General features: G+C 35.8%; 5 protein-coding genes. All 5 read left to right on the top strand.

What is annotated here, in order from left to right; translation table 11 throughout:
• Window positions 1-38 precede the first annotated feature (38 nt).
• The 5 genes from EV145_RS14405 to EV145_RS14385 all read left to right on the top strand — a co-directional run bounded on the left by EV145_RS14405 (window position 39) and on the right by EV145_RS14385 (window position 12,500).
• Window positions 39-1,280, top strand: coding sequence for a DUF2264 domain-containing protein (locus EV145_RS14405; protein WP_133525901.1), 1,242 nt, complete (start codon window positions 39-41; stop codon window positions 1,278-1,280).
• A gap of 25 nt (window positions 1,281-1,305) precedes the next feature.
• Window positions 1,306-2,460: a glycoside hydrolase family 88 protein gene (locus EV145_RS14400; protein WP_133525900.1), complete on the top strand. Its 1,155-nt coding sequence runs from the start codon at window positions 1,306-1,308 to the stop codon at window positions 2,458-2,460.
• Between the two features lie 455 nt (window positions 2,461-2,915).
• The gene (locus tag EV145_RS14395) at window positions 2,916-6,242 is read left to right on the top strand and encodes a SusC/RagA family TonB-linked outer membrane protein (RefSeq protein WP_133525899.1); all 3,327 of its coding nucleotides are present in this window, start codon (window positions 2,916-2,918) and stop codon (window positions 6,240-6,242) included.
• 11 nt (window positions 6,243-6,253) lie between these two features.
• Window positions 6,254-8,239, top strand: a complete 1,986-nt coding sequence (locus EV145_RS14390) for a RagB/SusD family nutrient uptake outer membrane protein (RefSeq protein ID WP_133525898.1) — start codon at window positions 6,254-6,256, stop codon at window positions 8,237-8,239.
• A gap of 379 nt (window positions 8,240-8,618) precedes the next feature.
• A complete protein-coding gene (locus EV145_RS14385; RefSeq protein WP_133525897.1) occupies window positions 8,619-12,500 on the top strand; it encodes a glycosyl hydrolase in 3,882 nt (1,293 codons plus the stop codon).
• The last annotated feature ends 96 nt before the right edge of the window (window positions 12,501-12,596 follow it).

Raw genomic sequence — 12,596 nt, 5'->3', positions numbered from 1 at the left:
AAAGAAAAAAGAAAATATAAAAAGAAAAAAGAAAATATATGAGTCATCGTTTTAAAAATGCTGTTTTAGCAGTGTTTATTTGTCTGCTAGCTCTGAATGTTCAAGCACAATCTAAGAAACCCGAAAAAGATTCTCCTGAAAAAGTTCGGGAGTTTTTTGTGGCTTCTTTGGTAAAAATTAGCGATCCGGTATTAACCGCTCTAAGTAATAATCAACTTAAAACTTTGATGCCAGTTGAAAAATCGCCAGGCGCGTGGGATGACAGAAAGCATGTAACGTATTTAGAAGCTTTTGGAAGAACGCTTTCGGGAATGGCTCCGTGGCTGGAATTAGGTTCAGATAATACTTCCGAAGGAAAATTAAGAGCAAAGTATATCGCTTTGGCACAAAAATCAATTCATAATGCAACTGATCCAAATGCAGCTGATTTTATGAATTTTGTAAATGACAAACAACCTTTAGTTGATGCCGCTTTTTTTGCTCAAGCTTTGATGCGTGCGCCAAAACAGCTTTGGGAACCGCTTGATGCCGCTACAAAAGAAAATGTAATTAAAGCCTTAAAATCAACTCGAAAAATTGAACCTTATCACAGTAATTGGCTTCTTTTTGCCGGAATCATCGAAGCTGCGATTATTAAATTTGATAAAGATGAAGATGCAAACCGATTGATTTATGCTTTATCAGAACATAAAAAATGGTATCTGGGTGATGGAACTTATGGCGACGGACCTGATTTTCATTGGGATTATTACAACAGTTTTGTAATTCACCCAATGCAATTGGATATTTTAAACGTGTTGAAAGATAAAAATAATGAGTACAAAAAAGACTTTGAAACTGAGCTAAACAGAGCCCGAAGATATGCGGCAATTCAGGAACGACTAATTTCTCCTGATGGCACGTATCCGCCAATCGGAAGATCATTGGCGTATCGTTTTGGCGCTTTCCAGCTTTTGTCTCAGATTGCACTTTGGAAAGAATTGCCTAAAGAAGTTGCTCCGGCACAAGTTCGTTCGGCACTTTATTTTATGATTAATAATCAAATAAATGCCAAAGAAACTTTTGATAAAAATGGCTGGCTTCAGATTGGGTTATACGGTCATCAGCCAAATATTGGCGAAGGCTATATTTCAACTGGAAGTTTGTATTTGTGTACCGAAGCTTTTTTAGTTCTCGGTCTGCCAGCAACAGATCCGTTCTGGGCTGATGCTTATCAACCTTGGACTCAAAAGAAAATATGGTCAGGGCAGGAAATTCCAATTGACCACGCTTCAAAATAATTAAACGCTTAATCTTATTATAATTATGTATTTTAAAAAACCATTTTTTATTGCATTGACTGCTGTTTCAATTGCAGTTGTTGGCTGTAAAAGCAGTGCTGTAAAACAAGAAGTTGCAATAAAAGAATCAAAAAAAGATGTTATTGCCATTATCGATAAAGTAAACAACCGCTGGCAAAGTTCGCATCCCGAATTTGGAAATTCTTTTTGGCATGTTTCGGCGTATCATACCGGAAATATGGAAGCTTATAAGGTAACTAAAAACAAAAAATATTTGGATTATTCGATGGCTTGGGCGGAGAAAAATCAATGGATGGGAGCCAAATCAACGGATAAATCAGAATGGAAATACAATTACGGAGAAACAGATAAACATGTATTATTTGGCGATTGGCAGATTTGTTTCCAGACTTATATTGATTTATACAATTTTACAGGAAAAAACGATCCGCATAAAATTGCCCGCGCAAAAGAAGTTATGGAATATGAAATGAGCACTCCAGCAAATGATTACTGGTGGTGGGTTGACGGATTGTATATGGTAATGCCGGTAATGACAAAGCTCTATAAGGTTACTGGAAATGAAATGTATTTAGAAAAACTGCATTCTTATTTGCAATATGCCGACAGTATTATGTACGATTCGGAATCGAAATTATATTTCCGTGATGCCAAATATGTTTATCCAAAACATAAAAGTGCCAATGGCAAAAAAGATTTCTGGGCAAGAGGTGACGGGTGGATTTTTGCTGGTTACGCTAAGATTATTCAGGATTTGCCAAAATCGGCTAAACATAGAAATGAATATATAAGCTGTTTTAAAGATATGGCTAAAGCATTGGCGGAAGCACAACAAAAAGAAGGCTATTGGACAAGAAGTATTTTGGATCCTGAACATGCTCCGGGGCCTGAAACAAGCGGAACAGCTTTTTTTACATACGGCTTTATGTGGGGAATCAACAATGGAATTTTGGATAAAAAAACCTATTTGCCAGTTGCCGAAAAATCTTGGAATTACTTAACCACTTTCGCGCTTCAGGCAGATGGAACTGTGGGCTATGTACAGCCTATTGGTGAAAAAGCAATTCCGGGACAAGTAGTTGATAAAAATTCTACAGCCGATTTCGGTGTCGGAGCTTTTTTATTGGCAGCTTCAGAAATGTATCGCTTTGTGAAATAGTTTTCGGTAAACAATTTTAAAAAATCGGCTTATTTTCTTCAATGAAATTAAGCCGATTTTTTTGCCAAAATGCTCAGAAAAAAAGATTTTAGCATTATAAATTCTAATAAAAGTAAAAAAGGATTTTTGCCGTTCAACTTCAATAGTATTGCTTTTTTAAAAATGAATTCTTCGAGTATTTGTACAAAATGTTGTGCTTCCTGCAAATATCAATTGCGATAAAAACAGAATATATATTTATGAATTTTTGAATTATGCTGTGATTTTTTTTAGGAATATCTTAAAAACGTAGTGTTTTTGCGGTCAGATACTAATTTGCCCCTTCTTTATTATCATATTTCCCCCCTTTTAAACAACAGTGTTCTGCTAGATTTGTAGCTCAAATTGAATGCTGTAATTTATACAGATGAGATTTAAACCAAACTAATTATTTAACCAAAATTACAACCAAGAAAATGAAAAACTTTATTAGGAAGATGAAGACTCCTGATTATGTATCTGGATTTGATTTTAAAAAGAAACTTGCCATTTTTTGTGTGCTGGTTTCATTAACTCAAGTACAGGTATTCGCAGGGGAAACTTCGGGAACAAATGCGCTGGAAAAAATTGAACAGCAAGACGGAATAAGCGGGCAAGTTAAAGATCAAAAAGGAGTGCCGCTTCCAGGAGCTACAGTTTCGATTAAAGGAACAAAGATTAGTACAATTACAGATTTTGACGGAAAATTCAATTTAAAAGGAGATCAGAATGCAATATTAGTGGTGTCTTTTATTGGTTTTGTGACTCAGGAAGTTCAAGTAAATAATAAAACAAATATTACAGTTCAGCTTGTTGAAGACGCTGCTTCATTGAATGAAGTTGTGGTAGTTGGATACGGTAAAATGAAAAAAAGCGATTTAACAGGAGCAATTGTTCAGGTTAAACCAGAATCTTTAGCCAATCAAAACCCAAATACTGTTCAGGATTTATTAAGAGGAGTTCCAGGTTTAAAAGTGGGTTATTCAGCTGATGCAAAAGGAGGAGGTTCTTTGCAGATTCGTGGACAGACTTCTGTTTATTCTGATGGAGGTCATAATTCACCGCTTATTATTTTAGACGGAATGCAATTTTACGGAGAGCTTTCAGAAATTAATCCTGATGATGTTGGTCAGATAGATGTCTTGAAAGATGCATCAGCAACAGCTGTATACGGTTCTAAAGCGGCAGCAGGGGTTATCGTTATTTCGACGAAAAAAGGAAAAACCGGTAAGCCTATTATTAATCTAACGACAAACATGACGATTGTCAATGAAAGCGCTTATCGTAATGTGTATTCTCCAGAAGGATATGTAAAATATCGTGAAGATTGGGAGACTGCTAAATCGTATGGTACAAATACAGCAACTGGAAATTATGAGGCATATGTTACTGGAACTGCTGCTGGTAAAGCAGGGTATTTCTCAAACCCTAACCAATTAGCTCAATATGGTATAACTCAGGCACAATGGTTAGCCTATCAGCCAGCGGCTCAAATTCAAGGAAAAAGTATAAATGAAGTTTGGGGAAATCGTTTAGGGATTACTGATGCTACACTTTTGAAAAATTTTGCAGCAGGAACTACGCACGATTGGTATGGCAGTACTTTTAGAACAGGGATAAATCGCGATAATAATTTAAGTGTTTCTGGAGCAAGTGATAAAGTAAATTATTATATGTCTTTGGGGTATTTAACATCAGAAGGGGCAATTCAGGGTAATGATTATTCAGCAGTTCGTGCGAATATGAAAGTAGATGCCAAAATTACAAACTGGCTTGAATTTGGTGCAAACGTAAATTTTCAGGATCGTTCAGACGGAGATATTTCTGTTGGTACCGGTACAAATTATTGGGATGCCAATATGTTAAGAAATAGCCCGTTTGCTAATTTTAAAGAAGCTAACGGCGATTATGCGAGACAACCAATGGGACCAACTATTGGAGGATATAATTACTACTACGATCGTCAATATATGGACCTTGAAAAAGGGTACACAGTGTTGAATACCATTTTCAATACTAAAGTAACTTTACCTTTAGATATTACCTATACATTTAATGCTTCACCGCGTTATGAATTCTTTTACAACCGTTATTTTCAGTCAGCAGGTAATAAAAACTGGAACGCTGCTACTATCGGAGTAGACAGAGGAAATGGTAAAAAATTCACTTGGAATATAAATAATACTATAGCTTGGGATCATACATTTGCTGGGAAACATCATATTATAGCCACTTTTGTTCAGGAAGCGGAAGATCTTAAAACATGGTCAGATATTGTTTATGCACGTAATATTCAGCCTTCAGATGCTTTAGGATTTCACAATACTGCAAATGCAACACTTTTAAACAGCTCGTTTTCTACAACAGATACACATCAGACAGCTGATGGCTTAATGGGAAGACTTTTCTATTCGTATGATAATCGTTATATGATCACAGCAACGATACGTCGTGATGGATATTCAGCATTTGGAGCTACTTATCCGTATGCAACTTTTCCTTCTGTTGCAGGTGGATGGAGCTTTAATAAAGAAAGCTGGTTCAATTGGGATGCTATGAGTACAGGTAAATTACGCCTTTCTTGGGGTAAAAATGGAAACAGATCTCTTGCTGATCCCTATTTAGCTTTGGCAAATTTAGGTTCAGGTACAGGAGCAACAATGGGATACATAGATGCTTCGGGAAAAATTGTCGACATGAAGTATTTAGCTATTGACCGTATGGCAAATCCAAATTTGCAATGGGAAAAAACAGAAGCAACAAATATTGGTCTTGACCTTGGTTTCTTAAATGACAAAATTACAAGTACAATCGATATTTACAGATCAGTTACTCACGATATGATCATGAGTCAGCGTTTGCCTGGTTTCTCTGGATTTTCATCAATCGCAACTAATCTTGGAGAGGTTGAAAATAAAGGTATTGAGATAAGTCTTAATACTATAAACATCAAAAAACCAAATTTTGAATGGACTACAATGGTTGCTTTTTCATACAACAAGAATACCATCAATAAATTGTATGGGAATATGGAAGATGTTAAAGATGCCAATGGTAACGTAATTGGAACTAAAGAGGCAGATGACAAAACGAATGGATGGTTTATTGGAAAATCTATTTCTCAAATCTGGGATTATAAAGTAACTGGAATCTGGCAAAAAGATGAAGCTGTAGAAGCTGCAAAATACGGACAGCGTCCAGGTGATCCAAAAGTTGAAAATAGCTATACTGCTGACGATGTGAATGGAAAACCAACTTATAATGACAAAGACAAACAATTTTTAGGACAGACAGCACCTCCAATCAACTGGTCGCTTCGTAATGAATTTAAAATTTATAAAAACTGGGATTTAGCAATCAATATGTATTCGTACATGGGGCACAAATCGCTTGACGGACGTTACATGAATACGTATAACGATGGTAGTTTGTATACAAATAACTACAACCCATTTGTAAATCCATATTGGACAATTGATAATCCAACCAATGACTGGGCACGTCTTGATGCAAGAGGACCTGCAGGAGCCGGAACAGCAAAATTATACGATCGCAGTTTTATTCGTTTAGACAATATTTCGTTGGCATATTCACTTCCTAAAGATCTTATTGATCGTTTGCATGTGAGAAATTTCAAAATCTATGCTTCGGTTCAGAACGCAGCAACATGGTCTGCATCTGGCGAATGGAAATATTACGGAGACCCAGAAACAGGGGGACTTGCTACGCGAATGTTTAATTTAGGTTTTAACGTTTCACTTTAATAATTACAACAATGAAAAAATATATAAAAAATAAAATCTCAACACTTGTACCTTTAGTGGCGCTTACTGCCCTTTTGGTTTCTTGTTCAAAGGATTTTCTGGAGCCTGACCCGCTTTCGTTTTACGAACCAGAAACTACATTTAGTACCGAATCTGGGTTACAGGCAGTTTTAGCAATTGCTGATAAAGGGTTGCGTAATAATTATATCCATTATAATGCGGCTTCAAACAGTGTGCCTATCGGTACAGAATATGTTTTCTCTGATATGGCAAAATATGGAAAAACAGATAATACCAGTACTATTTCTGATTTTGCGAATACTATGGTACCTACCATGAGTTACAAAACAGCTACAAACGATGATTTTTACTTTGGATATTATTGGGATGAAGGTTATACAGGTATCAAATACGCTAATACCGTATTGACCTATATTGATAACGTGACAAGTTTAACTCAGGAAGTTAAGAATAAATATATTGGTCAGGCTTATTTTCACAGAGCTTACCGTTATCTTAATTTAGTATATCAATTTGGAGATGTTCCATTAATTACAAAAATTTTGGAAGTTCCAAAGCAGAGTTATTATTCGACTAAAAAAGAAGCGATCATTGAAATGATTACAGCAGATATGGAAAAAGCTGTAGAATGGGTTCCAGAGCAGTCAAAACTTGCTTATGTAGGTTTGGTGAACAAAGGAGCATGCCGTCAATTATTGATTAAGTGCTATTTGGCTTCAGGCAGATTTAAAGATGCAGAAAATCAGGCAGATTTATTAATCAATCAATCTGGTTATTCTTTAATGCAGGCTAATTTTGGAACGTTTGATCCAGGAGGAAATCCAACAACTTGGACTATTAGCAGAAATGTAATCTGGGATTTACACAGACCTGAAAATAAAGTTATTGCTGGTAATAGAGAAGCTATTTTGGTGATGCCAAATGGTGGAGTACAATCATTTTTACCGTTTGCCTCAATGAGAATTTTTGGACCAAACTGGAATTCTGCAACTGTAACAACACCTGATGGTAAACAAGCAGCAAATCGTTTCGCCTCAAACAATACGGCTAATTATCAAGCGAAATATGATTATGCAAGAGCATTAGGACGTGGAATTGCTACAATTAGTGCATCTTATTATTCACAACGCCCAATGTGGGTTGTAAACGGTATTGAGGATAGGCAAGATCTTAGACATAATAGCACAGTTGGTAACTGGGTGAATATGACAGATCTTAAATACAGTGATAAGAGTTCAACATTCTATCAGCAAAATTTCAGATTGAAAAATGGTAACACACTATTATCAAAAGATACACTTCGTGAATGGTTTGATTTCCCATTGTATAAAATCTATCTGCATGATGTTGTAAATGAAACTAATCCAAGTGCAACTGATTTTCAAGGAGCTAGTACTGGAAGTACTGCACACTGGTACTTATACCGTTTAGCTGAAACTTATTTATTAAGAGCAGAAGCACGTTTTTACCAAGGAAATGTTGGTGGAGCAACTCAGGATGTGAATACCATCAGAGCCAGAGCAGGTGCAGCACAAATGTACGGTCAGGTGACTATTGGAGATATTTGTGCCGAAAGAGGTAGAGAACTTTACCTTGAAGAATGGAGAAATGTCGAATTAAAACGTATCTCGCACTGTCTCGCACTCAGCGGAAAACCAGATGAATGGGGTCAGACATACAGTAAAACCAATTGGGACAAACAATCTGGAACCGATGCAGCCGGAGGAAGTTACTGGTACCAGCGTATTTCACACTATACCCTTTACAACAAATATCCGAGTGGAATTGTGGTGCCAAATGGTACTAAATTCTATACAATGGACAAACGTAACAACTATTGGCCAATTCCAAACAGTGCTATAACGGCAAACATCAAAGGAAAATTAAGTCAGAACTACGGTTATGATGGTTATGATCCTAACGTCAAGGTTTGGGATAAATGGCAGGATGCTGTTGCAGATGAAACAAAACTTTAATTAAAAAAATATCAGAACTGCAGTAATTTGAATTGTTTTCTTTTACTGCAGTTTCAAGATATTTTGAACCTCTTTTTTTTTTTTTAGATAGTAATTATTATTGGAATTGACTGCTAAAGTATTATCCCTAATTGTTTATGGGATAATGCTGGTAGTCATTAAAAATATAAATTTTGTATCCTAAAAAAATCCCATAATGCAGAAAGAATTCTCTTGAATTTTTTACTGTACACTATAATTCATGAATAAATTTCAATACAATTTTGCCTGTTAATAAACGCGAGAGAAATTCAAAATTTCTTAAGTAAATAATTTTGTCGGTTACCAATGAAAGCATTAAACAAAAATTTTAAAATAATTTTTAAAACAGATATTTCATATGAAAAAACTATACACATTTTTATTATTCTGGTTATCGGTTTTTGTATTCAATATACATGCACAAGCACCTACTTTGCCTGTTAAAGCAAATTTAGCCACAACATTAAATGGTTCTAAAACCTTTACAAATGCTGTGAGTTCAGATATTATATCATTTCCATTGTCCAATCAAACTGAATTTACCTTAGAAGTAAAAGGCAAAGTCAATTCAGCTGTTGGAAGAGGACTAGATGTTGAGGTAAAAAATACAATTGGCCTCGGATTTAGAACATCTTTAGATAAAACAACCTTTAATAATACCACAATATTGTCAATACCAGATAATTTAAGCACTTCTGTAGATAATGCTCAAGAACAAACCTATAGATATGCCGTAAAAGATGGTGTTGTCAATATTTATCAGGACGGGCATTATTTAACTTCTAAAACACTCGATTTTTTAAATGATAGTTCAGGAGGAACGATAGCGTACGGAACAGATAATTTATTAGGAAGATGGGCAGGAGTTACCGGAAATAATTCAGGAATGCCTACTGCTTATGGATGGGCAAATACCGTTGCAACACTTCCGTGGAATACAGCAAATTCGACCTCTGGCGTTAGATATTTGGACGTAACTTCCGGACATACATTTGAATCAGATAACTCCGTTTACAGCGGAAGAATAATGTATATTCGTTGGGATAATGCAAGCTACTCAGCTTCAACATATAGCTATCCTGTTAAACTGGAACAAGGTTTGAGATATGAATTTTCATGGATTTACGAATACATTTCTAATGCTGCTCCCGGAGCCAAATTGAATGTAGCAATATCATCAGGCGCTGACGGATCTGGTGTTATAGCTTCTAAAACATTTACAACTGGTAATGCTAACAAATTAAGAAAAGGGGATTTATCTTTTGTTTCCAATTTAGATGGTAATTATTACTTGACAATAACAGGTGATTACGGGCTTATGGCTATTGCCGATTTAAAACTTAAATCTTCAAATTTAATCAATAACTGGGACGGACTTTTTAATGATAATGCAGGAACTCCGGCCGCTTATGGCTGGACAAATGTTACATCTCCAACCATTTTTACTACGGCAAACGGTACGAGCGGCACACGATTTATGGATGTAACTACCGGTCATACATTTGAATCCGATAATTCAGTTTATAGCGGAAGATTAATGTACATCAGATGGGATAGTACCGCACTTCAAAATTCAGTTTATTCTTTTCCAGTAACATTAGAAGCAACAAAAGGCTATCAGTTTTCATGGATTTACGAATATATTTCAAATTTAGCTCCCGGTTCTCAAATGACAGTAAGCGTTTCTACAGCTGCAAATGGCGGAGGAACAGTTTTGGCAACGGCAAGTTTTGTAACAGGAGCCGCTAATAAATTAAGAAAAGGAAATTTGGCATTTCAATCCCTAACTGCTGGTACTTATTATGTCAACGTCACCGGAGCCAAAGCACTTTTTGGAATTGGTGATTTAAAAATTCAGAGTCAGCAGACAGCAAATATTGTAATTGGTAAAAATTACGCAACAGGAGCTGTAGATATGTCAGTAACTTCAGTAACTTTTGAGAATGTAGCTTACGCGCCAGTAAAAGTTATTAGTCCGTCGTTGCAAACTTTAAATATTTCAACCAACACAAGCGTTGCGGCTTACACAAAATCAAAAGTAGTTTTAAGCGGAACGGCTTCTTTATATCTTAAAAACGGGAATAATCCTTTAATTAATTCGACAGTAAACTTAACTTCTGCAGATAACCGTTTGTATTTTGAAAATGTCAAACCGAGCGACGTAATCAGTTCACAATTACAATATGTTTCAATAAACGGAGCTCTTGCAAGTAATGGTACAAATGCAAATGTTACAAATTATGGCTCAGGAACAGTGGTTTCTCCATATTCAGTAAGCGAGCAGCCATTGCAGGTTTTTACAGAAGAAAATTATGCAGGTTCGTCTCAACAATATGCCACCGTAACTACATTTGATAATTTAGGATCTTTTAATAATGCCATCAAATCATTTAAATTGAAAAAAGGATACATGGCAACTTTTGCTTCAAGTGCAGATGGGTCAGGTTATAGCAGAGTTTATATTGCAGAAAATGAAGATCTTGAAGTTCCAACTTTACCACTTAATTTAAAAGGAACAATTTCATTTATCAGAACGATGAGATGGCACCAAGTCACTAAAAAAGGACTTGCCGGTGGAAGCACAGAGGCCATCAATTCGACGAATATTACATGGTATTACAATTGGAACACAGGAATGGATACCACACCAAACGTAGAATATGTTCCGATTCGCCAAACGCAATATTGGCCGTCATTTACCCCAGCATATACAAAAGAAGGCTACACGCATTTCTTAGGATTTAATGAGCCAGACCACACAGATCAGGCCAATATGACTGTTGAGGCAGCGATAAGTTCATGGCCAGGTCTTTTGAAATCAGGTTTACGTGTAGGTTCTCCGGCAACGTCAGATCCATACAATCCTTGGATGGCAAATTTTATGACACAGGCTGAGGCAAATAATTATCGAATAGATTATGTTGCGCTGCATTGTTATTGGTATAAAACGGCGGCACAATGGAAAAGCGATTTACAATACATCTATGACAAATACAAAAGACCGATCTGGATTACAGAATGGAATATTGGAGCAAACTGGACAGCTAATAATTTTCCAGATGATGTTAATACACTTACAGATGCAAATGCAACGAAACACAAAAATGATTTAGCAGCGATTTTAACTGTTTTAGAAAGTGCCGATTATGTAGAACGTTATTCTATATACAATTGGGTACAAGATGCCAGAGCAATGTATGTTACTATCAATGATGCTTTTAAAACAAGAAATCCAAATTGGCAAAATTATGTTTGGTTGCAAACAGCACCAGTAATTGCGAGTACATCAACTGATTATACGGTTTTAACTCCCGCTGGACAATATTATGCTAAAAATGCATCGGCGAAAGCCTATAATTCAGCCAAAGAATACATTCCGACATGGAAAACAAAAGTAGAAACATTGAGTTACACTCTGTCAGCAGATTATAAAAATATTACTGTAAAATGGACAGGATTCAATCAGGAATTAGTCAATAAATATGTTCTTGAAAGAAAGCTGACAGGTGAAAGCGCGTTTTCAGTTTTCTATGAATCAACAGATTACAATATTATCCAAAAAATTGATGTGGTTCATACACATGCCGAATACAGAATTAAGGTTGTGGGCAAAGACAATGTTGAATCAGCATATTCTGCGACATTGGTTTACGATCAGCCTGCAATTCCTGCAATTCCAACAAACTTTACAGGTACAGCAGTATCGTCATCAGCAATCAATTTAAAATGGACGCTAGTATCTGGAGCTGAATCTTATAAAATTAAAAGATCAACAACTGTTAACGGTACTTACGATATCATAAATGCATATGTAAAAGACAGCATTTTTGGAGACACTAATTTAGAAGCAAATAAAGATTACTTCTATAAAATTGCGTCAGAAAATGCAGGGGGCGAAAGTCTTTATTCTGCAGCATTACAGGTTAAAACATTGACAACATCAGGTTTAACCGCCAAAAGTACCAATACATTGTCTTTGAGTTCAATAGAAGAAGAATCTGTTGAAACAATCAGCGTTTTTCCAAATCCAACAACTGGTCATTTTGATGTTATTTTGCCAACCGATGAAGAAGCTGGAACAATTACAATTTACACTTCAGATGGTAAAGTAATTTCAACAGGGAATTATGGAAATACAAACAGCAAAATTCATTTGAATATTGAAAATCAACCTCCGGGAATTTATCTGATAAAGATGCAATCACATCCAGATATATCGCTCAGAATTATTAAAAAATAAAAAATCGCATACAAATAAAGGTTGGTTTTAATTAGTGTAGAAATGATGAGGGGGGTCTTTCGGGATCCCTTATCATATTACGAAAACGCATTAGAA

The sequence above is a fragment of the Flavobacterium sp. 245 genome (assembly GCF_004362055.1).
GTDB lineage: Bacteria > Bacteroidota > Bacteroidia > Flavobacteriales > Flavobacteriaceae > Flavobacterium.
This window is presented reverse-complemented; position numbering and strand designations above follow the sequence as displayed.

What these genes read in the sequence shown, in the direction of transcription:
- EV145_RS14405 (WP_133525901.1), top strand. Translation starts at nt 39, where the DNA reads ATGAGTCATCGTTTTAAAAATGCTGTTTTAGCAGTGTTTATTTGTCTG.
- EV145_RS14395 (WP_133525899.1), top strand. Translation starts at nt 2,916, where the DNA reads ATGAAAAACTTTATTAGGAAGATGAAGACTCCTGATTATGTATCTGGA.
- EV145_RS14385 (WP_133525897.1), top strand. Translation starts at nt 8,619, where the DNA reads ATGAAAAAACTATACACATTTTTATTATTCTGGTTATCGGTTTTTGTA.
- EV145_RS14400 (WP_133525900.1), top strand. Translation starts at nt 1,306, where the DNA reads ATGTATTTTAAAAAACCATTTTTTATTGCATTGACTGCTGTTTCAATT.
- EV145_RS14390 (WP_133525898.1), top strand. Translation starts at nt 6,254, where the DNA reads ATGAAAAAATATATAAAAAATAAAATCTCAACACTTGTACCTTTAGTG.